At 51.3% G+C, this 26,235-nt stretch carries 26 protein-coding genes; 9 read left to right on the top strand and 17 right to left on the bottom strand.

Features of this window, described 5'->3' with window-relative positions; all coding sequences use genetic code 11:
- The first annotated feature begins 49 nt into the window (after positions 1-49).
- The gene (locus NEA10_RS20150; RefSeq protein WP_252663139.1) at positions 50-2,290 is read left to right on the top strand and encodes a ComEC/Rec2 family competence protein; all 2,241 of its coding nucleotides are present in this window, start codon (positions 50-52) and stop codon (positions 2,288-2,290) included.
- Here the strand turns inward: NEA10_RS20150 and NEA10_RS20145 are convergent.
- Positions 2,287-3,378 (bottom strand): alkene reductase, encoded by a 1,092-nt coding sequence (locus NEA10_RS20145; RefSeq protein ID WP_252663138.1) that lies wholly within the window; start codon positions 3,376-3,378, stop codon positions 2,287-2,289. The genes NEA10_RS20150 and NEA10_RS20145 overlap by 4 nt on opposite strands.
- 26 nt (positions 3,379-3,404) lie before the next feature.
- Positions 3,405-4,175, bottom strand: coding sequence for an HAD family hydrolase (locus NEA10_RS20140; RefSeq protein WP_252663137.1), 771 nt, complete (start codon positions 4,173-4,175; stop codon positions 3,405-3,407).
- A 246-nt stretch (positions 4,176-4,421) separates the two neighbouring features.
- On the opposite strand from NEA10_RS20140, the gene NEA10_RS20135 reads away from it, so the two are divergent.
- Both NEA10_RS20135 and galE read left to right on the top strand, forming a co-directional pair.
- Positions 4,422-6,536 carry a protein kinase domain-containing protein gene (locus NEA10_RS20135; protein WP_374111815.1) on the top strand — a complete coding sequence of 705 codons (2,115 nt, stop codon included), beginning with the start codon at positions 4,422-4,424 and terminating at the stop codon, positions 6,534-6,536.
- 75 nt (positions 6,537-6,611) lie between these two features.
- The gene (gene galE / locus NEA10_RS20130; RefSeq protein ID WP_252663135.1) at positions 6,612-7,610 is read left to right on the top strand and encodes a UDP-glucose 4-epimerase GalE; all 999 of its coding nucleotides are present in this window, start codon (positions 6,612-6,614) and stop codon (positions 7,608-7,610) included.
- A gap of 215 nt (positions 7,611-7,825) precedes the next feature.
- Here galE and NEA10_RS20125 read toward each other — a convergent pair whose 3' ends face one another.
- Positions 7,826-8,770, bottom strand: a complete 945-nt coding sequence (locus tag NEA10_RS20125) for a hypothetical protein (RefSeq protein WP_252663134.1) — start codon at positions 8,768-8,770, stop codon at positions 7,826-7,828.
- 785 nt (positions 8,771-9,555) lie between these two features.
- Here NEA10_RS20125 and NEA10_RS20120 point away from each other — a divergent pair.
- Complete coding sequence (locus NEA10_RS20120; protein ID WP_309494466.1) at positions 9,556-9,804, top strand: hypothetical protein; 249 nt, start codon at positions 9,556-9,558, stop codon at positions 9,802-9,804.
- Between the two features lie 3 nt (positions 9,805-9,807).
- Here the strand turns inward: NEA10_RS20120 and NEA10_RS20115 are convergent, their stop codons facing one another.
- Positions 9,808-10,185: a hypothetical protein gene (locus tag NEA10_RS20115; protein WP_252663133.1), complete on the bottom strand. Its 378-nt coding sequence runs from the start codon at positions 10,183-10,185 to the stop codon at positions 9,808-9,810.
- Positions 10,186-10,489: 304 nt separating this feature from the next.
- Here NEA10_RS20115 and NEA10_RS20110 point away from each other — a divergent pair, with 304 nt between their 5' ends.
- Positions 10,490-11,437: a sulfotransferase family protein gene (locus NEA10_RS20110; protein ID WP_252663132.1), complete on the top strand. Its 948-nt coding sequence runs from the start codon at positions 10,490-10,492 to the stop codon at positions 11,435-11,437.
- A 109-nt stretch (positions 11,438-11,546) separates the two neighbouring features.
- Here NEA10_RS20110 and NEA10_RS20105 read toward each other — a convergent pair whose 3' ends face one another.
- The 5 genes from NEA10_RS20105 to NEA10_RS20085 all read right to left on the bottom strand — a co-directional run bounded on the left by NEA10_RS20105 (position 11,547) and on the right by NEA10_RS20085 (position 17,178).
- Complete coding sequence (locus NEA10_RS20105) at positions 11,547-12,470, bottom strand: Npun_R2821/Npun_R2822 family protein (protein WP_252663131.1); 924 nt, start codon at positions 12,468-12,470, stop codon at positions 11,547-11,549.
- Between the two features lie 34 nt (positions 12,471-12,504).
- Positions 12,505-13,506: an Npun_R2821/Npun_R2822 family protein gene (locus tag NEA10_RS20100; RefSeq protein ID WP_252663130.1), complete on the bottom strand. Its 1,002-nt coding sequence runs from the start codon at positions 13,504-13,506 to the stop codon at positions 12,505-12,507.
- A 135-nt stretch (positions 13,507-13,641) separates the two neighbouring features.
- On the bottom strand, positions 13,642-15,048 hold the full coding sequence (locus tag NEA10_RS20095; RefSeq protein ID WP_252663129.1) for an LCP family protein: 1,407 nt from the start codon (positions 15,046-15,048) through the stop codon (positions 13,642-13,644).
- 171 nt (positions 15,049-15,219) lie between these two features.
- Positions 15,220-15,546, bottom strand: a complete 327-nt coding sequence (locus NEA10_RS20090) for a hypothetical protein (protein ID WP_252663128.1) — start codon at positions 15,544-15,546, stop codon at positions 15,220-15,222.
- A gap of 42 nt (positions 15,547-15,588) precedes the next feature.
- A complete protein-coding gene (locus NEA10_RS20085) occupies positions 15,589-17,178 on the bottom strand; it encodes a S8 family serine peptidase (RefSeq protein WP_252663127.1) in 1,590 nt (529 codons plus the stop codon).
- Between the two features lie 182 nt (positions 17,179-17,360).
- On the opposite strand from NEA10_RS20085, the gene rpe reads away from it, so the two are divergent.
- Complete coding sequence (rpe, locus tag NEA10_RS20080) at positions 17,361-18,068, top strand: ribulose-phosphate 3-epimerase (RefSeq protein ID WP_252663126.1); 708 nt, start codon at positions 17,361-17,363, stop codon at positions 18,066-18,068.
- Between the two features lie 36 nt (positions 18,069-18,104).
- Here the strand turns inward: rpe and NEA10_RS20075 are convergent, their stop codons facing one another.
- From NEA10_RS20075 to NEA10_RS20055, 5 genes are all read right to left on the bottom strand, one after another.
- Entirely contained in the window at positions 18,105-18,995 is an 891-nt protein-coding gene (locus tag NEA10_RS20075; protein WP_252663125.1) for a M48 family metallopeptidase, read from the bottom strand.
- Between the two features lie 33 nt (positions 18,996-19,028).
- The gene (locus NEA10_RS20070) at positions 19,029-19,469 is read right to left on the bottom strand and encodes a YbjQ family protein (RefSeq protein ID WP_252663124.1); all 441 of its coding nucleotides are present in this window, start codon (positions 19,467-19,469) and stop codon (positions 19,029-19,031) included.
- 18 nt (positions 19,470-19,487) lie between these two features.
- Entirely contained in the window at positions 19,488-19,802 is a 315-nt protein-coding gene (locus NEA10_RS20065; RefSeq protein ID WP_252663123.1) for a YbjQ family protein, read from the bottom strand.
- A gap of 72 nt (positions 19,803-19,874) precedes the next feature.
- Positions 19,875-20,762 (bottom strand): hypothetical protein, encoded by an 888-nt coding sequence (locus NEA10_RS20060; protein ID WP_252663122.1) that lies wholly within the window; start codon positions 20,760-20,762, stop codon positions 19,875-19,877.
- Between the two features lie 32 nt (positions 20,763-20,794).
- A complete protein-coding gene (locus NEA10_RS20055) occupies positions 20,795-21,307 on the bottom strand; it encodes a hypothetical protein (protein WP_252663121.1) in 513 nt (170 codons plus the stop codon).
- A 168-nt stretch (positions 21,308-21,475) separates the two neighbouring features.
- Here NEA10_RS20055 and NEA10_RS20050 point away from each other — a divergent pair, with 168 nt between their 5' ends.
- Entirely contained in the window at positions 21,476-24,214 is a 2,739-nt protein-coding gene (locus NEA10_RS20050) for a CBS domain-containing protein (protein ID WP_252663120.1), read from the top strand.
- Between the two features lie 120 nt (positions 24,215-24,334).
- Here NEA10_RS20050 and NEA10_RS20045 read toward each other — a convergent pair whose 3' ends face one another.
- Entirely contained in the window at positions 24,335-24,631 is a 297-nt protein-coding gene (locus NEA10_RS20045; RefSeq protein WP_252663119.1) for a type II toxin-antitoxin system TacA family antitoxin, read from the bottom strand.
- Positions 24,632-24,933: 302 nt separating this feature from the next.
- On the opposite strand from NEA10_RS20045, the gene NEA10_RS20040 reads away from it, so the two are divergent.
- Positions 24,934-25,128, top strand: coding sequence for a hypothetical protein (locus NEA10_RS20040; RefSeq protein WP_252663118.1), 195 nt, complete (start codon positions 24,934-24,936; stop codon positions 25,126-25,128).
- Positions 25,129-25,240: 112 nt separating this feature from the next.
- Positions 25,241-25,438 (top strand): hypothetical protein, encoded by a 198-nt coding sequence (locus NEA10_RS20035; protein WP_006623696.1) that lies wholly within the window; start codon positions 25,241-25,243, stop codon positions 25,436-25,438.
- 97 nt (positions 25,439-25,535) lie between these two features.
- Here NEA10_RS20035 and NEA10_RS20030 read toward each other — a convergent pair whose 3' ends face one another.
- The gene (locus NEA10_RS20030; protein ID WP_252663117.1) at positions 25,536-25,937 is read right to left on the bottom strand and encodes a type II toxin-antitoxin system VapC family toxin; all 402 of its coding nucleotides are present in this window, start codon (positions 25,935-25,937) and stop codon (positions 25,536-25,538) included.
- Positions 25,934-26,191 (bottom strand): AbrB/MazE/SpoVT family DNA-binding domain-containing protein, encoded by a 258-nt coding sequence (locus tag NEA10_RS20025; protein WP_252663116.1) that lies wholly within the window; start codon positions 26,189-26,191, stop codon positions 25,934-25,936. Before NEA10_RS20025 ends, NEA10_RS20030 begins: the two co-directional genes overlap by 4 nt.
- Positions 26,192-26,235 lie beyond the last annotated feature (44 nt).

The raw sequence follows: 26,235 nt of genomic DNA, 5'->3' as shown, positions 1-26,235 counted from the left end.
TATGGTAGTCTTATGACCCCTGCTCTAGCGTTGACGTTTTGGGAGTCGAGTGCATCGAACCTCAAGTGTTATTCTCTGTTTGGCCTATCTCCTCGGTGTCTCTCTAGCGAGAGTGCCGGGGATTGCTTATGTCTGGCTGCTGGCGGCGGGAGTTTTGGCCCTGGCGATGCCTCGGATTTGGCGTAAAGGCCCCCGGGGTGGGGTCTGGTTTGTGGCGGGGCTGGTGGGATTTTTGGCTACGGTGTATCTGCAAGGGGTCATTCCTAAACCGGCGGCAGATGATATCGCCCGATATGCGAATCACGATGTCACGGTTCAGGGACGGGTGATGACTCAGCCAACGCTGAACCGTAATGACCGACTGCGGTTTGTCTTGGCGGCCGATCGCCTGCTGGAGGTGGACTTAGATGGGGATGTGGGGGAAATCTCTCTGCCGGAACCGGTATCTGGACAACTCTATGTCACGGTGTCCCCGGAGATGGCGGAGGGGGTACATCCTGGGCGTGATCTGCGTTTGACGGGCTGGCTTTATGAACCGCAAGCGCCGCGAAATCCCACGGGATTCGACTTTAGGCAGTTTTTGGCGCGACAAGGCATTTTTGCGGGATTGCGGGTAGATATCGTCCATCTAGACACGGCAATGGAGACATCTGGCTGGGGTTGGTGGCGTTTGCGCGATCGCATTGTCAGAACCCATGAACAGGGCCTCGGGGTTCCCCAGGGGCCCTTGGTGAGTGCCATGGTTTTGGGGCGACAGGCGGTGAGTTTACCCCATGAGATTCGCGATCGCTTTATTGATGTGGGGTTGGCCCATGTCTTGGCAGCATCAGGGTTTCATGTGTCTCTGATTTTGGGGGCGGTGTTGGGCATTAGCCGCCGCTGGGGCGATCGCCCGAAACTACTCCTGGGACTCCTAACCCTGTTGGTGTATGTGGGTTTGGTGGGCTTCCAACCGTCGGTGTTACGGGCGGCCGTGATGGGTGGGGCCGGTTTGTTGGGGTTGGCCCTGGAACGACGGGTGAATCCTCTGGGGGCGTTGTTGTTGGCGGCGGTGTTGTTACTGCTGCTGAATCCTCTCTGGATTGAGGAGTTGGGCTTTCAGTTGAGTTTTTTAGCCACCTTGGGTTTGTTGGTGACGGTTCCGGCCTTGGTGAAACGTCTGGATTGGTGTCCGCCAAGATTTTCGCCCATGTTGGCAGTTCCTGTGGCGGCGATGATTTGGACGTTACCGTTGCAGTTGGGGGTGTTTGGCCAAATGCCCACCTATAGTATTTTGGCGAATATTTTGGCAACGCCGTTTTTGGTGGTGGTGACCTTGGGGGGCTTTATTAGTGCGATCGCCGCCCTGATTAGTCCCGAGTTGGGGGCAATTTTAGCTTGGAGTTTAGGCTATCCGGTTCAGGGGTTGTTGGGATTAGTGACTTGGATCTCGCACCTTCCTCAGGGGGCGATTGTGGTGCAACCGCTACAACTGTGGCAAGTTTTGGGGCTATATGGGTTAATAGCCGGGGTTTGGGCGTTGCATCACTGGCGGTATCGTTATCGCCTTGGTTTGTATGGGGCCGCCACGGCCCTGGGACTGGTCTTGCTGTTGCTTCCGGGGACGTTGGCGAAGGCGAATCTCTTGCGGGTGACGGTTTTGGCGACGAGAGGGGAACCGGCGATCGCCCTGCAACAGGGTTGGCATACCAGTCTCATCTCGGGGGGCGATCTTCAAATTACCCGCTATGCAGTGTTACCCTTTCTACAACAGGAGGGGGTGGGCCGTTTGCAGGCGGCGATCGCCACCTCGTCGGTGGGGGAAGGTTGGGATCTCCTACTCAATCAAGTCCAGCCCCAAGAACTCTATCGTCTCTCGGATGTGGGACTGGCGGGGGAAGATGGGGGAACCTTCCTGGCCCCAGGGATGGAACTGACTCAGGAGGGGATGCGGATACAGAGTCAGTCCAATCGGCCCCCTGTTCTCCGCTTGCAGGTGGGCGATCGCACTTGGTTGATTCTGGGCAATCTCTCGGAGGATCAACAACAGTCGCTGCTGCAACGCGATCGCCTCAGTTCGGTGGATTATTTAGTCTTTTTTGGTCCCGAACTGGATGGGGAGTTTCTCGATCAGCTTCGTCCTAGCGTGCTCATTATCCCCTCCCCGTTGAGGGCTGGCCAACAGCAACAAATCAGCCAATTAGGAATCCAAATTCTCAACCTGACCGAAGTAGGGGCAGTCCAATGGACTCCTCAACAGGGGCTACAGGGACTTTTGCAGACCACTCCCTCCCGACGGGATTTATCTTAAGCCTCTTGATAGGGGGGAAAGTCGGTGTAGCCTTTGGCATCAAAGGCATACCAACCGGACATATCATCGGCTGGGGTGAGGGGCCAACCCTGGGCAAAGCGTTCCACGAGATCCGGATTGCTAATAAAGGGTCGGCCGAAGGAAATACAATCGGCATCTCCTCTGACCAGTGCGGCTTCCGCTTTGTCTTGATTGTAACCACAGTTGCCCATCAAAGGACCCTCGAACACTCCGCGAAACTCGGCCAGGGTCATGGGGTCGCCCAAGTCATGAAAGCCAAAGTCTAAGCCATCGACCACTTGGAGATAGGCGAGATTGTAAGCATTGAGTTGTTGGCCGACATAGAGAAATGTCTCTCGGTAGTCCGGGGAGCCAACATCGTTAAAGTTCCCATTGGGGGATAGTTTAACGCCCACTCGATTACTGGGATAGACCGTGGTCACCGCTTCTAAAATTTCTTGTAAGAAACGATAGCGATTTTCTAGACTTCCACCATAGTTATCTTGGCGCTGATTGGTTTTAGACTGTAAAAACTGGTCGATGAGATATCCATTGGCAGCGTGAACTTCGACCCCATCAAATCCCGCCTGTTTGGCATACTCAGCCCCCTGACGATAATCATTGACAATTTGAGGGATTTCTTCCGTTTCTAAGGGGCGAGGAGTTTCGTAGGGTTGTTTGCCCTTGGGGGTATGGATACTATCTCCGCTAATGGCGATCGCCGAGGGGGCTACCGGTAAGCCTAACTCGGGGTGAAACTCTGTATGGGAGGCACGGCCACAATGCCAGAGTTGCAGGAAAATGGGGGTTCCCTGTTCGTGAACGCTATCGACGACCTGTTTCCAGGCTTGGGCTTGTTCGGGGCTATAGATTCCTGGGGACTGTTGCCAACCGATGCCTTGACGGGAGATGACCGTGGCTTCGCTGAGGATTAACCCGGCTGAGGCCCGTTGCTGATAATATTTAGCCATCAGGGGGTTTGCCATGCGTTCTACACCAGCGCGCGATCGCGTCAAGGATGCCATCACGACCCGATTTTTTAAGGGCAATCCATTCAGGCTTAATTCAGATAAAAGCTTGCTTGACATAGGGTTTAGACTCTCACAAAAACGGCTTAGCTGTAATTAACAATTAAGGCTTCAAATTGCTCCAACGAAATCACCTTGATTCGCTCATCTTGTTCAGCCATTTCTCGCATCGACTCTGTATTATACCCCCAATCAGCCAAATAAAGCTGCACAGCTCTTAAATCATCATATTCGGCAACTGAATAGAGAGTATTAAGTCTATCCTCAATAAAAATGATCTCAGAATAGGGCGTTTCATTGAGCAGTCTGCGTAAAATTTCATATTTTGGAAGTTTGACCTCTTTACCAAACAACTGATTTCGCTGGAATTCAATCCCTTGACCGGCTAAAAGAGCGCGAACAAATCGTCCTTCTTTGGTCGTAATGATGACCCAGGGAATTTCCAAGGCTTGTAAATGATTTAACTGTTCAATGACCCCCGGATAAAAGCGGTGCAGACTCAACCAGTTATCGACATTTTCACGAATCCAGCGATCGCGAACCCCATCTACCGCATTCGCCAATTCGCTGGAATTAAGCTGTTCATCCTCAACCACCGTCTGACAAACCCGTCGCCAATCCTCTAAAATCTCCTGCTCAGAATAGCCCAACAGGCGCGATCGCAGAACAACCGGCATTTCCCAACCCGTTTCCACCACCGGACGCAAGCGATAAAAACTGGCTGCGAGATCCTCGGGGGGGGTGATTACGCTAGGAGACCAAACTTGACAGTAGGCTCGCCAGGCCGTTTGGAAATATTCAATCAGACCGTTGCAGAGAACACCATCAAAGTCTAGAGCAAAAAGGGTTGATTTCATTGCGTCGTCAAGTCGGTTAAGGCAATTGGCTGGATTTTAGCACCCCGGCTCCCCGATTGCCCTGATTGGTTCGTCCCCCATTGGATAGACGACGAGATCTCGTCAAGATCTCGTCGGGGGGGGTCAGCCTGGGGTCTCAGCAGCGAGGGTCTACCGAATCTCAACAAAAAGCAGGACAGTTGCGGGTTGATCGGAGACAATGGAAAATAGACCTGGACTTGCCAACCCGTCCCCGCGCGCACCATCATGATCTTCTGCCTTAATCCCAACTGCTCGCAGCCCCGAAATACAGATGATGCCAGTCACTGTGTCACCTGTGGGTCTCGCCTCAAACTCCGGGGGCGCTACCGTCCGACGAAACCATTAGCTAGAGGGGGATTTGGTAGAACCTACATTGCGGTGGATGAGGATCGTCTCAATACCTTCTGTGTCATTAAACAACTCTTACCTCAAGATGATGGGAGCCAGGTGACCGAAGGCAGTTACGACAAAACGATTTCCCTGTTCTATCAAGAAGCCACCCAACTCTCCAAATTGGGAGAACATCCCCATATTCCCACCTTATTCGCCTTTTTTGAAGAAGATGGACGGCTGTATCTAGTCCAGGAATATGTAGATGGCCAGACCCTGTGGCATGAGATGGAGCGTTCGGGAGCCTTTAGTGAAACGAAAATTCGGGAAATTTTAGTGCAACTACTGCCCGTGTTACGGTATGTCCATCAAAACAAGGTTATCCATCGGGACATCACGCCGGTCAACATTTTGCGACGCAATCGTGATGGCAAACTGATGTTAATTGACTTTGGCGTCTCGAAGCAGTTGACCAAAACGGCTCTAGCGGAACCCGGAACCAAAGTGGGAACCATGGGCTATGCTCCCCTAGAGCAGTTACGCAGCGGTCAGGCTTACCCGGCAAGTGATATTTATAGTCTGGGGGTGACCTGTCTGCAATTACTGACCAATACTCGTCCTGATGTATTGTTTGATCCGATGAAGGGTTGGCGCTGGCGGGAGAAGTTAGCAGAACAAGAGATTTCTCTGAGTCCTCGTTTGGGGGCAATTTTGGACAAGATGACTCAGGAGCGACTGCAAGAGCGTTATCAATCAGTGGATGAGATTATCCGAGATTTTAAACCTCCCGCCAGCAAACCCCCGAGCCGTCAGGCCAAACAGCGAAAAACGGCGGCAGCGGCGGGGTCTGACTACGCTCCAGTCTCGGCTCCCCAAACTAAGCCAGCTAACGCCTCTCTCCCTCCCACCAATATTGAGGCCCCCTCCTCTCAGTCGCCTCGGCGTTCCATGCCACCCTTACCGCCGAAACCCCCCTCGATGACACCGGTTCCCTCGGGACGAGTTTTTCCCACGTCTAGTAGTCGGTTTCAGGATATAACTCCGATTTCTCACCGGCCGCCTTTGCCGAAAACCCGAGGTTGGCATTGTGCTTACACCTTGCCAGCGTTAACCTCATTGGTCAGTTGTGTCGCGATTTATGAACGACTCCCGGCAGGTAAACCCCTCTCTAGTAAGACCGGTCGACCAACGTTACCCTGGATTGTCGGCGGTGGTCTGGATAATACGGTGTTTGTTTGGAATTTGCAGACGGGTCAACTTCAGTATGCCCTCGATCGCCATCGTCGGCCGGTGAATGCGGTGGCCATTAGTCCCGATGGTAAGGTTCTCGCGAGTGGCGGGGATGATGCGACGGTGAAGTTATGGAATCTAGAGACAGGAGAACTCCTTGATAGTCTGGGAGGGCATTTACGGGGGGTGACGTCCCTGGCCTTCGCGGGAGATGGCTCTTATCTGATTAGTGGTAGCAAGGATCGCACCCTTCAGATCTGGAAACCCGGTCAGAGTGAGACGAGCGGGGTTTTACGAACGCCATCAGGGAGTATTAAGGCGATCGCCCTGTCCCCCGATGGACGCTGGTTGGTGAGCGGGGGTCTGGATAATAAGATTTATGTCTGGAACTTGGGCGATCGCCAGTTGCTGCATACTCTGACGGGCCATTTGGGATCGGTTCTATCGGTGGCAATTTCTAGGGATAATCAGTTTTTGGCCAGTGGGAGTAAGGATCGCACCATTAAGCTCTGGGATCTTCAATCGGGAACAGAAGTCTGTACTCTCGCGAACCACCTTTGGGATGTTAACGATGTGGCCTTTGGTTTGCATGAGGATATGTTGATTTCGGCCAGTAGTGACAAAACCATCAAAATCTGGAGTATCCGCGATCGCCGGGTCTGTGATACGCTCTCGGGCCATATGGGGGCTGTACATGGAATTGCCGTGGCTCAACGAAGTCGGACCATTGTCTCCGGGAGTTGGGATAAAACCATCAAAATTTGGTGCTGGCATCAATAAGCGGGCAACTCCCGTCAAATTCCGGAATTTGCTTCTATTCTGGAGAAAGAATTATAGTTTTTTAGGTCAATTGCAGTGTCTTCAAACAACCCCACTATTCTTGTCACAGGCGGAGCTGGATATATTGGTTCCCATGCGGTCTTGGCGCTCAAGGCAGCGGGCTATTCTGTGATCATCCTCGATAATCTCGTCTATGGACATCGGGATATCGTTGAGGAGGTGTTAGATGTTGAGTTTATTCTCGGGGATACCTGCGATCGCCCCCTCCTCGACGACCTCTTTGCTCGTTCTGAGATTGCGGCCGTCATGCACTTTGCGGCCTATATTTTTGTGGGAGAATCGGTGACGGACCCGGCAAAGTATTACCACAACAATGTGGTGGGAACCCTAACCCTCCTAGAAGCGATGCAGGCGGCGGGGGTGCGTCATTTGGTCTTCTCGTCCACCTGTGCGACCTATGGCATTCCCCAGTTTATGCCCTTAACGGAAGACCATCCCCAGGTTCCTATCAATCCCTATGGCTTTAGCAAGTTGATGGTGGAACAAATTTTGGCGGATTTTGATGTGGCCTATGGTCTCAAGTCGGTCTGTTTCCGCTACTTTAATGCCGCCGGTGCCGATCCTCAAGCCCGACTCGGGGAGGATCATCATCCTGAAACTCACCTCATTCCCTTAGTGCTTCAGGCGGCGTTGGGACAACGTCCGTCGATCGCCATCTTCGGGACCGACTACGATACCCCCGACGGAACCTGTGTTCGCGACTACATCCATGTTTGCGACTTAGCACAGGCCCATGTTTTAGGATTGCAATACTTAATGGATGGTGGAAAGTCTGAGGCGTTTAACTTGGGAAATGGCAATGGCTTTTCGGTGAAAGATGTTATCGATGTGGCGACTGAGGTGACTGGCCGTAAGATTCCTGTTCAGATGGCCGGTCGCCGTGCTGGCGATTCCCCAATTTTAGTTGGCAGTAGTGACAAGGCCCGTCAAAGTTTGGGCTGGATCCCTCAATATCCTGAGTTACAGGATATCGTTAGTCACGCTTGGCAATGGCATCAGAAGCGTCATGGTTAAGACTTAGATCGTTTAAAAAACGACAGGCTTCTCAGAGTTTTTGATGGACTCGATTTTAGCATCTTATTTTATATGGCTAAAACCACCACGAATATTACGGTAATTTAGTCAAAACCGCGAAACCTAAATCCTAGCGGTCTTGGCGGAGAAGCCCGCGCCGTACCGCCTAAGTGGTCGGCGTCGGGAGTCCGTTACCCAGCTAGCGCCCCTGAAACCTAGCGTGCCGTTGCGGCAGGTTGGCAAGAGCAATCTTGAGCCGTTTGGGCAAATCGTTTAGCGGATTCGAGTTTGACTAGGGCTGCTTGCAAAAAGGGCCGACGCTTTTGGGGATCCTTCCGGTTTCCCGCAAGTAGAAGCTGATGACGCCAGCGGGTTAAATTAAAGAGACACAATTGGCGGTCAAACAACTCCGGTGCAATTTGGAATTGGCGCGAGTAGGCCTTGCGGATGGCCTGATGCACTTCGCTGCCAATACCAAAAGGACGAATCAGGTCGTTAAACTCTAGGGCAACGGGACGAGTCTGATAGGCTTCCCAATCCATTAAGACCAACTCACGCTCAGGGGTCACCCCGGTGTTCTTCAAAGACATATCCCCATGTCCATCGGCAAACGGGACCACCATATCCAACCTAGCCAGCTCATCGACGAGTGTATGGACGCATTGGGACTGAACCGAGTCTAACTCAGCCATTGCCGGACTTTCTAAAGCGGTCTCTAGTAAACCGGCCAGGTCCCCTTCAAACAAGCTGGAGAAGGGCCGCTCCTCTGGGGAGTCATACCAGGCTAGCAAGTTTGGCAAGTATAGATCCAAAAGCAGTTGCCGATCCTCAGGATTTTGAGGCGTTAGCACACGGAAACTTAACCGTTCTTCCAAAAGATAAGACACCTCGCCGTATTCTCCGGCATCAAATATCTCTGGAACTCGAATTGCCGTGCGATTCCCAAGTTTTTGACGTAAGGCGTTCCGACCTTCCTGTTCCAGGACAAACCAGGGTTTTTTGGGATTTTTTCCATCCGACTTGCTCTTCTGGCGGACTTTAAGGGTGACATTGGGATAAAACAAACGGAGGCCCCTACCCACATAACGACCGAGGCTAATGGATGTAGCATGGGTCGCAATGGTGGGATGAGACTGTAAAACCGAACGTGTTGAGTTCATGAGCCGCCGCATCCGTGCCCCCCGGCGGGAAAAACTCCGCAGTAATGAGAGAAAATTCTTAGGGTTGGCAATCCGGTAAGATCCAGAGCTGAAGTCGATAAAGAAATGCGGCTCTGGGGATGCTAAGGGACAGAGTTTAGCCTCCAACTCAGGTAAAGCCGAGATTACGCCTTCATAATCTTCAAATGTATAGTCAAGCAACTTTTAGTTCCTCCCAGCGACAAGCTGAAACCCTTTCAGAAAGAACTCTCCAGACTCTGGCGGCACAGGAATCTCCGTGGCGCTGGATGCTGTTCAACGTCTGTCTGAGTTTTGCAACGTTAACCTTAGGTTAACCCAAGGTTAACGTTGCTTGGCTTGAGATGTCAACTTAGCTGTGGTCTAGGTTAGGCTAGTATTAGACGTTTCAGTTTAAGCAATTTAAAATACAGATATTCTTATCTAAGATGACTTTGTGTTTTGTTGCTGTCTTAGTCTATCTGTCTTTTAGTTTTATTTGTACAAGTAAATTAATGATTAGAGCACAAGCCGCACCGATGAAAATATCGCTGAACAGATTAAGAGTCACCATCCATGACGATGGTGACTCTATAAACCGGCTTGTTGCGAATCACAAGTCGGCATCATCTCAGACCGGATTGGCTGAACTCTTTACTGGACAAGAGTTTTAGGTGTTTAGCTTATCCCGAAATCAGGCTACGATACCCCCGACAGAACCTGTGTTCGCAACTACATCCATTGCGAGTCAGCACAGGTCTATGTTTTAGGATTGCAATACTTAATCGATGCTGGAAAGTCTGTTTAACTTGGGAAATGGCAATGGCTTTTCGGTGAAAGATGTTATCGATGTGGCGACTGAGGTGACTGGCCGTAAGATTCCTGTTCAGATGGCCGGTCGCCGTGCTGGCGATTCCCCAATTTTAGTTGGCAGTAGTGACAAGGCCCGTCAAAGTTTGGGCTGGATCCCTCAATCTCCTGAGTTACAGGATATCGTTAGTCACCCTTGGCAATGGCATCAGAAGCGTCATGGTTAAGACTTAGTCGGAGTTAGTATCCAACTCAAGTTGCGGTACGGAAAACACACGGCCACAGAGAACACCGGGGTTGGGGACGGGTCTGGAACTAGGAGGTTGGCAACACAGGGCCAGTTTACGCATCCCGGGCATCAAGTCAGCAACTTTATGGACAAGGCGATCCACCTCGCTGCTGAGACGTTCAATCTCCTCCCGACTGGGGGCAACAATAAAGAAGGTGGGTTCTCCCACAGGACTGGGGGCAAAGCCAAATTGACAATCGGCCAGTTGCTGAGCTATCGTGCCATCGAACGCATTGCAGAAGTAGCGCAGCAGGGTTCCGTGGAGGGTTTGGGTTAAGGCCCGGTCGTTGAAACTATAGGAACTCGGTTCGGAACGCATGGCTTGGGGTCCTCGGTTGGGTGGATAGGGTCTTCCGGGATAGAATGACCCGCTTTTGGTCTATACGTCTAGTCTGCCGAACAATAAGGAAGATTTCCATGATTGGGATCTATGACCCAATGCGATCGTCAACAGTTCCCGCAGCGATCGCGATCAGGTTACACTGCGATCGCGATCAACATTGATGGTGCGGCTACTCCTGGGCAAGATTGGGTTTGATAGGATGGAATGGCACTGGACTGGCGATCGCCGGCCAGTCGTTGTCAACCCAGAAAAAAGAGTGTTGAGGCAATTAAGCTCAATCATGCAAAAATCAGTCGTTTTTATTATTGGAATTGGTCGGTCTGGCTCCACGTTAATGGATTTAATGTTAGGGAGTCACCCACGAGCGTTTTCTTTGGGAGAAATTAGTAAGCTACCCGATTTTGTGAAACGCGGGAAGCGGCTGTGTGTGTTGGAGGATAGTTATTTTTGGCAGGAACAGTTCACGGAGACAGAACGGCAGAATTTAGCCCGAGGAATGAGTGGACACCGGCTACATCGTCATATCCCTCTGAAGTTGGAACGATGGGTGCGGGGTTGGCTGGGCAATGATGCCATTCTAAATCCCTACAGTCGTCTGTTTGAGAAGATTGATGCTGATGTTTTGGTTGATTCGAGTAAGTATTTTTCTTGGCTCAATCAACGCCTAGCAGCACGGGAGTTTCGGCAACAGTGGTTACAGCCGTTCTTGATTCATATGGTTCGGGACGGACGAGCGGTGGTCAATTCCTATTTACGGATTTATCCAGATAAGGGCATTGAGGGGTTGACACAACATTGGTTAAATGAGTTAGACCAGAAAAACAAGATTTATGATCGATATCCAAGCGATCGTAAAATGATGGTTCACTATGAGGCGTTGGCTTCAGATCCTGAGGGGACGCTCAAACAAGTTTGTGATGCCGTTGGTCTTGAGTTTAGACCGGATATGATTGAATTTTGGAAACATCCTCATCATCATGTCGTTGGGAGTTCTGGCATCAATTCTATGATTGCCAAGTATCGAGGACTAAAGGCTCAACAACCCCTAGAAACGATTCATGGTGATTATTATAACAAGATTGATTTTGAGATTAAGTTAGATCTGCGTTGGCAGAAGGAACTCTCGCCAGAGAATTTAGCGGTATTTGAACGGATGGCTGGGGAGCGCAATCGTCCTTTTACCTGGCCCCGCGATTCGCAAACTACTCCCTCTGCTGTAAATCCTTAAATCTCGCCCCTAGGGGTGGCCATGATGTCCATCCCTATGATTCAACATCCTCGCTGCGCTGAAGCGACAGGGATTTGTGACGCCTGCTTGAGGGACGCTACTTCGATGATTAGGGTTGCAGACCCTTGAGGAACTGCTTAAGGCGATCGAGCCACTGACGGGAAATGGAGGGGGTTGGGGGGGCGATCGCGGTACGTTCAGGAGTTTCCTCCCCAAGATAGCGATAATGCTCCCAAATATCCCAATAGGGACAACCCGGTTCAATGCGTACTCCGGCCCAATGGAGATATTGCAGGGGCTGTCCGGTTTTTGTGTCGATGAGGCGATCGCCCTCCCGTTGAAAATGAGGACTGCGGGCCCAACTTCCTGGGGCTTTCCCCGGCCGGCGCACCAGGTTAAAGCGGCGTTGAATCCGTTTCAGGACGAGATAGTTGAAAATCGGCTGATCGGTGGTTTTCTGAGAAAAGTCAAAGTAATCGGGATGCTCAGCACATTCTGCGAAGGTCTCATATAAGTCCTCTAGGGAAAATAAACCCTTCTTAGAGGCCCACCAACCGCTATTAAAAACATCTTGCAGGTCATCTTCTGTAAACACTCCATCTTCCAAAACTTTGGAAGTGAAGACATTTTTAGTCCCATTAGTATATTGATAATCACAACATAAGAAATCGTAATCTTCAAGGTAGCTTAGATTCTCTATTATTTTCTCAAAAACAATAATGTCAACATCGATGTACAAAAATTCATCAAATGGACCAAACCAGCAAGCTTGTTTGCGTTGCTTATTCGGTGTATTAAAAAACCCCTTGCCAAAAATATTGTGAAGCTTGAGGCAGAGGTCATCAACGAAATCTAAATCCTCAAATAGGGTAACACCAAACGGCTCTGTCACCTCCAAGACCCGTTGATAATTAGCATCAAAAGGAATCAGAATAACCGGCGTTTCGGCATCATAGTGACGTAAACTCTTCAGAAAAGCAATGGTTTGTTCAAGAACTTTGTCATTGGCAACAATATAAATCCCCCGCTTCATAATATCATCCTCATTCCAGTTGTCTTACTTTAGCTTACTTAGATGTAATACCAATTTTCCGTAGGAGCCGTTGAGTCAAGCTGGGGGGTCGATTGAGGGGTTTGGCAGCTCCGGTAAATTTCGGGCAGTTTTCCGGTTCATGGAGATAGCGATAATGCAAAAATACATCACGATAGGGACAGTCAAGATTTTCTCCCTCGCACAAGCGCCGAAACACTGAGGAAGAAACACCAATATAATGAAGATAGGTCAAGCGTTTGCCCTTGTCATACATGATCCCATCCTTCTCCTCAAAATGAGGGGATGTGACACAGCAACCGGTTCGTTCTTCAGCGGGAAGGTGATGGGAAAAATTATAGATACGTCGCTGCGATCGCATCAGCAGGTAATTGAGAATGGGCTGATCCGCCGCCCAGATATAAAGCACCTCGGCTTCCCCAGCTTCCATATAGCCGAGAAGCTGCTCTAGCTCTTCTGGTGAATATAAATGTCTGTGGGTTCCATAAAACCCGGAACAAAAAACTTCTTTCTCAATTCTTTCGTTTGGGAAAATGTCGTAGAGATTTTTGTAATCTAGGTCATAGATATGCCCTGGATCTTTAAACTGATAGTCATAGACAACCCAATCATAGTGTTCTAATTTCTCAAAAACTGAATTGAGAGGACCCATCAGTAAAACGTCGGCATCCAGGTAAACGAAGCGATCAAATGGCCCATCGAAAGATGAAAAATAACGGTGATGACCAAAGCGATAATAGGGTTGTGTATGTCCTCGCTCTTGACGTCGGCGATGAGCCGTCGGATGTGCATCCCAGACCCGACGAAAAAATGTATCCCAACGCTCAATCGACTCTTGGTCATCATAGAGTTGCACATTGGGACGACGTGCAACCTCCGCTCTCACCCGTTCTAAATTATCATCATAGGGAAAAACACAGACCGGGGTATCCTTGCCCTGGTTCACCTCGATACTATTGAGCAGGGCCACGAGTTGGTCGTAGACGTAATCATTCGCTAGGGTACAAATTCCATCCATGATGTTTTAATCCATTCGGGAGGGGTTAAGGGGACCTGCTCAAGCCGAGATCTCGGAGGGGGTCACATCCCTGTTCTGTACGATGATAACCCCTCTTTTGCGAAACCGTGGGAAAATTTGAACGCTCCAGCGGTTCTACCACAGGTCTAATTGTAGGTAGGAACTTTGTTTTTCCAGCCAATCCTGTCCCAGTTGGATAGTGATGTCTGAATGGAGAACACCCGTACTGTCAACTCGCACTTCCCCGAAGCCCAGAGAACGATTGACCTCTAAAGCACTGCTGCGATCGCCCCCCTGAGCAATAATACGGGTTTCCCCTAGGGGTTGTTGCCAGTCGTGAGCCAAATAGACATTACGATACCCGGCATCCCAAAGTTTATCAATCAGAGCATCGACTGCCCCCGGCTCCTCCGTGCTATCTTGAATGGCGATCCGTAAGTAGCGCGGATCTGCCCGCCAAGCTTGGGCGGGTTGCGAAGAGCGTCCAAAATGTTCGCCCACCATGTGGTCAATTTCACTGTAATTGGGAATCCAGTAACTTAACCCCTCGGGGCCTTCGGGATCACGAAATTGTCCCGGAAGGAGGAGCATCTGGGCATTCTCACGGCTGGTTTGACCGGCGAAGTTGAGCAAGGCCACCAACTCCTCTACACTAAGATTAGTATCGACGGATTCTTGGATTGTCGAGAGAATCCGAGGGAGACGAACCAGGGTGCGAGGATTGAGGGTTTGTTCAATCAGAGCCCGTAGGAACATCTGTTGCCGTTGAATACGCCCAACATCTCCCATCCCGTCATGACGGAATCTTAAAAACTGAATTGCCTGATTCCCGTTGAGATGTTGTTCTCCGGCCTTGAGGTCAATATAGAGATGTTGGGTGTGGTCTGTGTACTTCATGTCCTGGGGAACATTAACCCGCACTCCCCCGAGAACATCGATCAGTTTTTCCACCCCTTGAATATTGACCCGCAGATAGCGGTCAACACCAACTCCCCCGAGGAGATCACTGATGGTACGCGCACTGAGGGCGGGGCCGCCATAGTAGTTCGCCTCATTAATTTTTTGGTCCCCATGACCCTCAATCCAGGTTAGGGTATCCCGGGGCACTGAGAGCAGCGTCAGATTCTTCTCTTTCGGTTCAAAACGAACCAACATCATACTGTCGGATCGGCCATCGAGGGAATTGACGAGGGGATCATGGCCGGAGCGGCGTAGGGGCTTGCCCAGATCAGAATTGAGAACTTTCGTGCCGAGAATCAAAATGTTCACCGGACGAGTTAGTTCGGGGATTCGCATATTGGAGATGGCTAAATCTTCCTCACTGAAGATCCCCCGATCTTCAGGACGAATCCGACTTTGCATTAAGGGGGTGCTGGATAAGGAGACGGCCAGTAGGGCTCCGGCGGTTGCCGAAAGCATGGCCACCCCACTCAGTCCTAAGCCTAACCAGAGCCAGCCCAGCCCTGAATGTTTAAGGGTCTTACCCTGGGGTTTGGGGGCGGGAGATGGGGGTATGCGCTCTTGACGGTGCTGTACTGACACGGAATTCCTCACACACAAGTAGGTTGGACGAGTCAATCACGGTAATTAACCCGGAGTTGATTACATATCTTAACGTTATGATTTCAGATTTTGACCCAACCCCCCGGAGTTTTGGCTCACGTTAGCCCGATTGGGAGGGTTCATCGTCTTAACTCATAACAGGACGAGGGGTTAAGGGAGGCGATCGCTGATCTGACCGATTCCGGGTAACCATAAGGATTTTCCCTGGGACAAGCGTACCATCAGCCCAAAACAGGTTAGAAAATAGGTCGTTGTCCAGAGACTGCCGCCGATCAGAACCGGCAAAGACCCGAATTCGCTACTTTGAGCGGCAGTGCCAAACAAAATGTAGCCTGAAAGCCACAGGAATGCCAGGGTCATGGCTAAACGGCTAATGGCTTGTTCTTGAGTTGAGCCTTGATGACGATACAGTCGCCACCAGGCGGGAAAAAAGCCAAAGACGGGCACTAGGGTGAAGTAAATGGAGAGACGTTTCATGGGGAGACACAACAGGAGACAGCAGGGGCGATCGCCCTGGGGTTAGGCATCCGGAACCGTCCACCAGGCGATGGCATAGTCTTGCGCGGGATCGTTGACCTGACGCTGATAGACGACTCGGAGTTTGTAGCGTCCGTTGCGGGGAACGGCTTGAAATAGGTGTTCTAAGCTATCCACCTCGCTGGTGGAGGCGGCGATCGCTTCATCAATGTTGTCGGAATCGGCGGGCATTAGGTAGAGGTTGAGGTCATTGAGGCCGCGATCGCGGAAGCTCTCATTTATATCGTAGCGGCCGTCACCATTACTATCATTTAAGTCAACCTGACGGTTCCAGGTGAGGGTGGCGGCTACATAACTCTCGGCTTTTAGGGGTGCGTCCAGCACATAGTCTTTTACCTGGGTACTGGCGATCTGATTAAAGTCCCAACCCATGGCAGGGACAGGCTCTGAAGCTGACCATTGACCGGGGCTGAACTGCTGATAAGCGCGATGAGCGTTGAGATGTCCGGTTCCCATATCCCGATGTACGGGGACTTTAGGATTGCGATGGGCCTCGGAGGTGAGCCAGTTTCCACCCTGGCGATCGCCGATGGTGCGAGTCATCCCCTGACGTAAGCCATCGCCGGAATCGGCAACTTTATCGGCAGAGTTGAGGATGACGGCTTTCATGACCTGATTCTGGCGAGCGTCTAAACTCCAATGGGGGGCATTCTCCCGTAATTGGCGATCGCCATATTCCTGTAATAAGGCCACAGTCCCCACCACATGGGGCGAGGCAAAACTGGTTCCGGTACTGGGGAACACCTCTCCCTGCTGACTTAAAAGCTTCACATCCCGGCCCGGGGCCAACAGACTAATTAACAGTCGTCCATCGACATTCGTTTCTAACCCCACGAGGCGGTCGAACGGCGGTTCAAAGACATTGCCTAGGTTGGAAACATCGACTTGATCGTAACGACCGTTGTGGGCATGACTGGAGGCGACGTTAATGCCGTTGTAATGATCCGTGGGGATGGGGATGCCTCCTTGTCCTTGGTTTCCGGCAATCACATAGAGGGTATTGTGATGATTGGCAGACCAGTCAATACAGAGGGTTAATAAGGCGTTGCCATCAAGGACTGCATCGGGCCGGGGATCAAGCCAGAGGGGTTCACCAAAACTGAAGTTGATGGCGCGAACGTCGTCACTATTTTGTTCAGCCACCTGTTGTGCGGAGAGACAATGTTGTCCTTGCCGATTGCCGCCGCGATCGGGAGAGCTGGCGCTAGAGTAGAGTCGGGCCTGGGGGGCAACTCCCAGTCGTTGTTTATGGCTACTGACCATAACGCTGGCGACTCCATGGGCATGGCCATCCACATTACTACCGGGAACTGCTGCGCGATCGCGTAGGAAAATGCCAGCTAGATCTGGGGCCAACTCCTCCTCTGGAGGAACCCCCTTATCGATGCCAAATTGACCAGGACGACCGATTTCCACCTGGCCAATGGCGATTTTACGGCCTAAGAGGTTGTAGGGGCTGTTATGAAGCCGTTCGGCTTGGATCCCGCCCTCTCCCGTGGAGGAGGTGGCGACGAGGGGATGAAACCACCCTAGGGCGATCGCCATCACCATCCCGAGGATGAATCGGGTCAAAAGGGGTCTGATGCTACTGCGCTGCGCCACAGCTGTGCTCCTAATACAAGTTGGGAAATTGGGAATCGGTTATGATTTCTTGGCGATCGCCAAAAAATATAGGGCATTATGTCGACGTTTTTTGTTAAGCTTTACTTAAATTCTGTATCAAACGCAACACACAAAATCGAGGAACTTGCCAAATGGCAACATTAAATTCTCAAAAGTCTACAGTTATTGCTCCCTCAATCTTATCAGCCGATTTTAGTCGTCTGGGCGAACAGGTCAAGGCCGTTGACGAAGCGGGTGCCGACTGGATTCACGTAGATGTGATGGACGGTCGCTTCGTTCCCAACATTACCATTGGTCCGTTAATCGTCGATGCCCTGCGTCCGGTGACGACGAAGCCTCTGGATGTTCACCTGATGATTGTCGAACCGGAAAAGTATGTGGCCGACTTCGCGAAAGCTGGGGCCGATATCATCTCGGTTCACGCTGAGCATAATGCGTCTCCCCATCTGCACCGTACCTTAGGCCAGATCCGCGAACTCGGGAAGCAGGCCGGCGTGGTGTTAAACCCTGGGACGCCCCTGGACCTGATTGAGTATGTTCTGGAACTGTGTGATTTAGTGCTCATTATGAGTGTTAACCCCGGTTTTGGTGGACAAAGCTTCATTCCCGAGGTGGTTCCCAAAATCCGTAAACTGCGTCAAATGTGTGACGAGCGGGGACTCGACCCCTGGATTGAGGTCGATGGGGGTCTCAAGCCGGCGAATGCCTGGCACGTGTTAGAGGCAGGTGCTAACGCCATTGTCGCCGGTTCGGCAGTGTTTAAGGCTCCCGACTACGCGGAAGCCATTGAGGGGATTCGCAATAGCAAACGTCCCTCTCCAGAAATGGCTACGGTTTAGAAACCGGGCTTTCAGCGACAGGGCCCCCTCAGTTCTTTAGGAATTTGAGGGGCTGTCGTTGCACTGGAAATTCGCACAAGCCAGATCCTCGGGAATGGGGGTGGCCTCCCCAGTCAGAGACCATCTCTGTTGCTGGGCGATCGCCTCCAACTGCTCAATGCGATTTGCCGTCAGGGGATGGGTTTGGAAATACTCTGAGGCTCTCACTAATTCCTCTGGAAACGCCTCCTTCCTGGCCGCCAAGCGTTTAAAAAAGTCTAAACTATTCGCCCCATGGCCGTAATGGCGCACCACTGATTCTAAGCCATACTCATCAGCGGCATATTCCTGGCTACGGCTATAATTGAGACGATTGAGATTGAGAGTATAGCCAATCACATCCGGGCCACCTCCCTCATGGCCCAAGTTCAAGACTAAACTCCCCAAGAGGACGAAAATTCCCCGTCCTAAACTTCTTACTCCATCTCGGGCCGACAAGTGACCCAACTCATGACCGAGAACAAAGGCCAGTTCGTTTTCTGACTCCACTTCTGCTAAAAAGGCTGTCGTCACAAACAACTGTCCCCCAGCCAAGGCGGCCGCATTGACCACCTCACTGTCAATTAGATTCAGCGTTAGGGGGATATCTTCCAAGTCGTCGGGATGCCGTAACTCTTCTAGTAACTCAGATAGATAGAGTTGTCGAGTATCGTCTTCTAGGATATTGCCCCCAAGTTGTGGGGCCACGGCCGGGGCGAGAGTTTCTCCAATCCAAATATCTTGCTCGGGTGGGAGTCGGGGGACAACCCAATCCACCGCCAAGCCTAAGATAAAGTAGATAACTAGGGTCAGAGTAACAATTACCCCAAGCAGGCGAGCAAAATCAACTAAGGGATTAACCTGAGAGACATTGACCTCTTCGGTGATGGCTTTTGGTTTAAATCCCATCTTTCTCGTCCAGTAGCGTCCTCTGACTCCAGGCTAACGAATGGCTGTGCCATAGGCAATGACTTCGATCGCCGCGATGCCTTTCTGATTGTTGCCGCCAATGGTACTAGTTTCATAGCGAACGTTGAGGATTTCGGTTGCTCCCCAGGCGATCGCCTGCTCTTTCACCCGTAATAAGGCCTCTCGACGACCGCGATCGAGGAGACTTTCATAGGCAACAACTCGCCCCCCTAAAATATTACGCAAGGCCATCACAAAGGTTTTAAAATAATCTGAGGAAATGACAACGGCTCCCACAAATAGCTCCGCCTCAGAGGCATGGGGTAAGGGTTGTTTTGCTCCAAAGGAAGCGATGGCTAACGATAGAGTTTTTTGTTCTCGGGACTGGATATCCTGATAGTGTTTCTTTTCTGCAAAAACTCCAAAAAAGTAGCCAACTCCCAGGAGAATGGCGAAAAAAATAATTTCTTCCATGGTAGTGTTTGCAACCCTTTAGCGAACTAATACAGCCGTACCATAGGCAAAAATCTCTGCCGCCCCTTGAGCCACAGACGAAGTTGAAAAACGGATGTTAACAATGGCATTGGCGTTCATTTGTTTTGCCTGAAGTATCATCCGATCCATTGCTTCTTGTCGGGCTTCATTGAGTAGGTCTGTGTAGCCTTTCAGTTCTCCACCTACCAAGTTTTTAAGACTTGCACCAATGTCACGGCCAACGTTCTTAGCACGTACGGTACTTCCTTGAACAATGCCATAATGTTCCAGAATTTCTTTCCCCGGAACACCCTCTAATGTGGTTAAAATCATGATTCTCCTAAAAAAAATAGAATTAGGGTGAACCGATGAAGGTTCACCCATCACTGACCCGCTCACTCGCTCTTAAATCTCCGCCAACGACCGCTCAATCAAGCGACGGGCCAGAGTTTGTACCCCCGTATGGCGGTAGTAGTCAGTACTCATATCCAGAAACGCCGCCAAATAATCCAGGCGATCTTCACTGAAGTCAATGAATCCCTGTAGGTTGTGACTGACTTTCTGGGGGGTGAGATCGTGGGAACTGACTAAATTCCCCATCCACCCCTTGACGGAATCAAAACTCTCCCCGATAAAACTCAGTTTGCTATCACTATTTTTGCCGGGAATCTCGGATTCGATGCTTTTATATTGGGAGTTGTCTTCGAGTTCCTTAGGACTGAGGCCGTTGAGACGACTACTGACGGCTTGAATGAAGTTGGGACCGAGGGGAATCAGGCCATCAAAACAGACAAGGGCCGACATCCGCATCAGGGACTCGCCGCCATAGTCCGAGAGCGATCGCAGGAAATCCCCGAGACTATCGCCAGGAATCCCGTTGATTTTGCAAAACGCCACCACTTCCACCACTAATTTTAGGGATAAATCAATGGTTTGGGCTTTCTCCGCTTTCGGGGTGAGTTTATTGAGGAACCCCAGCAGAGGCACTTTTTCGCCAATTTTATTGCCGAGAGCAGCGGTCCCCAGGGCGCTCCCGGTGCGGTCGATGGTATCGTAGAGCCAGAGGGCGGTTTGGTAGCCTTGGGATTTGTCGTCATAGAGGGCGATCGCCCGCCGACTGACGAGATCCAAGATAGCCGGATCGCTTTCCTGGGTGATGGTTTTGATGGTATTGTCCCATCCCACCAGATTCTCCCATTTGCCGGGGACGATGTTGTCCAGGGCATTGAGGCTAAAGATGGTTAAATTACGAGTGGGGAGGTCGTCAACCCGTTGTTGAATGGATTTACTCATGATGGTGAGGAAGTAGAGTTACAGTCGGGGGGTTACAGTCGGGAGAGGCCTTGCAAGTCAAATCGTTGCAACCAAGCCTCGCGATCACTCTCGGTAAAATCGGCACTGCGAGAAATCACCTTGACTTGGAAGCGGTCAGCCACCAAAATCGAAGTCTGAGTTTGTCCTAGGGTGGCCCCAGGATAGCCCGCAATTTGGTTAGGACTGTTGCGCAACCGTTCAGCCGCAGCGGGGACGTTCACGGTATCGGAAATCGCCAGCATCGCCACATCCTCCCCATTGCGTTTGAGTTTCGCTTCAGCGAATCCGTCTTTCTCCTGAGTATACACCCGCTCATACTCACCACTGGCGGAGGGAAAGAAGCGATTAAAGGCACTTCCCGGGAGAGATTGGGGGGAGACGGCCCCCTGGCCATCGGCCGGTTGCACCTGTTCAGCCGGAGGCGGCGGCGGAACATCGGCTTGAGGACTGTCACATCCCCCAATAAACAGTAACATTGCCAGAGAGAAGGCAACGCAGAGTTGACGAAGAGCAGTAAAAGACATGATGTTGACCGAGTTATCTTGAGGTTGAATTGATATTAATATTGATGCCCCATCGTAACATCGACCCATAAAAAATAGGGCGCATCCTTGTGGTCGCCTCTTGCCTCTTGCCTCTTGCCTCTTGCCTCTTGCCTCTTGCCTCTTGCCTCTTGCCTCTTGCCTTTCCCCATGGACATCATCCTCTGTCATACTACTGCTGATTTCGATAGTTTAGGGGCGGCCGTTGGCCTAACCCGACTGCACCCCGGCGCGCGCATTGTCCTCACGGGAGGCGCTCATCCAGGGGTGGAGGAGTTTCTGAGACTGCATCGGGATGAGTATGCCATTATTGAACGGCGTTCGGTGAATCCGGAACAGTTGCGATCGCTGTTTGTGGTGGATACTCAATGGCGTGATCGCCTGGGGAAAGCGGCGGAATGGTTGGATGCGCCTCATCTAAAGGGGATTTATCTCTATGATCATCATCCCGGTGTCATGGGAGATATTGCCGCTAGTCACTGTCAGATTGAAGCGATTGGGGCGACAACGACTCTGATTGTGGAACAGTTGCAGGAGCAAAACCTGAGCCTAACGGTGCATGAGGCTACGGTGATGGCCTTGGGGATTCATGTGGATAGTGGCTCTCTCACCTTTGACCATAGTACGGCCCGAGATGCCTTGGCCTTGGCCTGGTTGATGAAGCAGGGAGCCAGTTTGACGTTGATTGCTGAGTATATTGAGCCGGGATTATCGGACTCGTTGCAAGAGTTACTGGCGACGGCCCTGGAAACCGTCCAGACGGAGGAGGTTTGGGGACAGCAACTGGGTTCGGTGCTGTTGCGGACGGCTGATTATGTGCCGGGATTGTCGGGGTTGGCCTCGCGGCTGCTGGAACTGACGGATACGGATGCCATGATTTTGCTGCATGAGTATCAACGTCAGGGGGATGAGTCGCGGCTGACGGTGATTGCGCGATCGCAAATTCCTCAGACGGATCTCAATCTGATTTTGCAAACCATTGGGGGCGGGGGCCATCGTAAAGCGGGTTCGGCACAATTGCGTAATGCGAACCCGGAGGAGGTGCTCGGCCAGTTGTGCGATCGCCTCAAAGGGCAAATTCCCCCGCCACCGACGGCCCGGGAGTTGATGTCCTCTCCGGTGCGGACGATTCGCCCCAGTACCACGATTGGCGAGGCCCACCGGATTTTGCTGCGCTATGGCCATTCTGGCTTGTCTGTGGTTAATCAGGCGGACGAATTAGTGGGGGTCATCTCCCGTCGGGATTTGGACATTGCCCTGCATCATGGCTTCCACCATGCCCCGGTTAAGGGCTATATGACCCGAAACGTCAAAACGATTCGTCCAGACACCTTGCTGCCCGAAATTGAGGGGCTGATGGTAACGTTTGATATTGGTCGGTTGCCGGTTTTGGATGCTGGGGAATTGCTGGGGATTGTGACGCGCACGGATGTGTTGCGAGAACGGCATGAGGAGAGTCATCAACTCTGTCCGGTTCATCCTGAGCAGGGTTCCCAGAGGTGGCGCTGGATGCGGGAGGCGGATGTTTGGGATGGGTTGCGATCGCACCTGAACCCCAAGTTATGGCAATTGCTGGAAACGGCGGCCCAGGCGGCTCAGGAACGGGGTTGGCAACTCTATCTGGTGGGGGGAGCGGTGCGAGATGTGTTGCGGGGGATGCAGTCGCCGCAAGAGACGGAGGTGGTGTTAACGGATATTGATTTGGTGGTGGATGGCTTTCACCAGTCGGCGACGGTGGGTGCGGGGGTGGAGTTGGCGACGGTGTTACAGGAACGGTTTGCGGGGGCGCGGTTGGATGTGCATGGGGCGTTCCAGACGGCGGCGTTGTTGTGGCACAATGACCCTGTTTTTGATTCCCTTTGGTTGGATATTGCGACGGCGCGGACGGAGTTTTACCCCTATCCGGCGGCGAATCCGGAGGTGGAGGCCAGTTCGATTCGTCAGGATTTGTACCGCCGGGATTTTACGATTAATGCTTTGGCGATTCGCTTGACAACCCCTCGTCAGGGGAAGTTGTTGGACTTTTTTGGCGGTGTGTTGGATTTGCAGCGGGGTTGGGTGCGGGTGTTGCACGCCAATAGTTTTATTGAGGATCCGACGCGGATTTTTCGGGCGGTGCGCTTTGCGGTGCGGTTTGGGTTTGAGATTGAACCGGAGACGGAGCGGTTTATTCGTCATGCGATCGCCAGTGGGGTGTATGAGCGATCGCGCTCTCTGAATCCGCGCACGCCGGCGTTACAGGCGCGATTGAAGAGTGAGTTGAAGTATCTGTTGCAAGCGTCGTATTGGCCGCGGGCGTTGCGGGAGTTGGATCGGTTGGGGGCGTTGCAATGTTTGCATCCTCAGTTACGGTTGACGCGGGAACTGTGGCGGCGTTTACAGTTGATGGATCGGGGGTTACGACGCTTTGAGAATTGGCATCATCTGAGTCATTGGCGGATGTTGTTGGAGGTGTTATTGTCTCAGGTGGAGATGGGAGATGGGGAGTTTTCCCGGGCGGCGGTGGCGCAACAGTTGCAGTTACCGGAGGAGACGGTGCAACGGTTGGCGACGCTGGGGGAACGGTGTGAGCGTTTGCAAGGGGGGTTGAAGCTGGCGCGGCGGCCGAGTGAGGTGGTGCAGGTGTTGGAGGGGGAGGAGTTGGCGGGGTTGTTGTTGGTGGCGTTGGGGATGGGGCGATCGCTGCGCCGCAAGGTTTGGCAGTATCTGACGGAGTGGGCCCATGTGAAGCCGTTGTTAAATGGGGAGGATTTGAAGCAGTTGGGGTATAAGCCGGGACCTCAGTTTAAGGAGATGTTGGCGGATATTCAGGCGGGAACGTTGGATGGGGATTTTGGCGGTTCTCGGGAGGCGGCGATCGCGTTTGTGTGCGATCGGTATCCCCTCTAAAGCTCTGAGGATGGCGAGTTAAAGCGAAGAACGTTCAGGCTTGTCAATCTAGTGAAGCGCGGGCATCTTTAACCGTGACATTGAGTTTTTCCGGTGAGTGCAGCTTAGGCCGATCTCGATCTAATCCCACGGAGCCTTAGTTTTCAGTAATGTACGCAGCTTGTCATTTTGGGTCGGTGGCGCATCCAGCAACGCCACAAACTGCTTAAATTTAAGCTCATCTAACCCGAAGAACGTCTGTTCCAGAAGAACATCTTGCGCCTTCTGATACGACGACTCCAGCATAAATTCCGAGCGGCTCTTGCCCTGCACTTTAGCGGCATGATCAATAAGATCTCGTTGGCTTTGCTTGGCTCTGATGTTGATGGTAACATTGCGGGCCTGGCTACCCGACTGTTCACCGGTTGAGCTGTGCATAGCGCTGACCTCTTTATCTAATAGGAGACCCCCCACCAATATAAGAGCTTTGTATGGGCAATATCAACACATCCCTGTTGTTTTGATGCAACGGCCCACGAAGGGTCACGAGCACAACAGCTGTGCCCCCGGCAATTTCACCCTGAGTCCAATTTGTTTGACTAAGGACTCGACCCGACCCGAACCAATGGAAATTCGTTCCGGACAAATCTGGATTCAGCGTAATCAAACCGACTATTCCTTTTTCTGAGTCTCTGGAATGGGGTAAAAGCGAGGTGTTATCCACTACCCGGTGCGCCGCTATGGATGAACAGCGAGTGCAGGCTTATCTCTCCCTGATTCCAGAACTCCTCAATTGTCTCAGTGGGGAGGAACTGCAAATCCTCAACGGTCATCTGGAGTTGGTGGATGAGGGGTTTGTGCAGGTGTGCGAGTTGGTAGCGGCAAATTGCAGGGGGTGTGATGGTTGCGGTATATTTAGATGTGTGTTGTCTTAATCGCCCCTGCTCAAGACGGCTCGCAGACATGAACACCAATTAAAGGTAGCTATTCGTAATCCGGTGGTGTGGCTGATTGAGGTTTTACAGGAGCAGTAAACAGGAGTTTTTCATGATGAACGCATTAGAGTTAAGAGAAAAGGGCTATCAGATTCTAGTCAGTCATTTGGGACAGTCTGATGCGATTCGATTTTTGCAACAAATGGGTTGTGGACAGGGAGATTATACCCAGGAAAGGCGCGAGGTTTTAGAGTCTGTGACGCGGGAGGAGTTTTTGGATGAGTTACGCAAAGTTAGGAATCTTGAGTAATCGAGTTTTTGGGTAGTCGGGCAAAAGAAACTGGGTTTCTGGCAGCATCTGGTGTTTATTCACAAAAAATCAAGAAGGAAACCCGGTTTCTAAGAGTTTATGAACTCAGCCGGTAAACCTGGGATAATTGCCCTAGCTTGACATCAAACGATGCGGTTTCATCACAGCCAGCCTGTTGATTGATGCGAACAATCAAATAATCAGAAAAATCAGCATTTCCCGACTTCATTTTATGAATTGCCCAAGCGATATCATCGGAATTTTCAAATACAAAAATATTGGTATTTAAGAGAGTTTCTAGAATAGTGATAATTTGGTCTCGCTTAATTTTGTACCGACTGCGTAATACCCAAACAACTTCACAAAGGACAATATTATTAATCAAGCAGGTTTGATGATTTTCTAGGGCTTGATTGATGTATCGATCCGCTTGCTGCCATTGTGATTCATCGTCTCGGACTAGAAAGCGGACGATGACATTGGTATCCAAACCTTTCACATCGATTCTCCTGCCCCTTCAGCAATGGCTTGTTCCATTTCCGCTAGAGAAACGGGTTTTCTGTCTGGATCGTAGAGACAACCCGATAAGGTACGGACATCAATTTTAGCGGCTTTGGGGACGGGTTCTAAATAGACTTTGCCATCAGGGGAAATGGCGATATTAATGGGGTCTCCCGGTTTTAATTGCAGCCAGTCGATAATTTCTGGGGGAATCGTTGCGGTTCCATCTGGGGTGATTCGGGTCAGTGCCATAAGGGGCTGATTTAATGGGTTGGATGCCATCTATTTTAACCGAC

The sequence above is a fragment of the Phormidium yuhuli AB48 genome (genome assembly GCF_023983615.1).
GTDB lineage: Bacteria > Cyanobacteriota > Cyanobacteriia > Cyanobacteriales > Geitlerinemataceae > Sodalinema > Sodalinema yuhuli.
The sequence above is the reverse complement of the archived record's forward strand: the minus strand, read 5'-3'. Positions and strand labels throughout refer to the sequence as shown.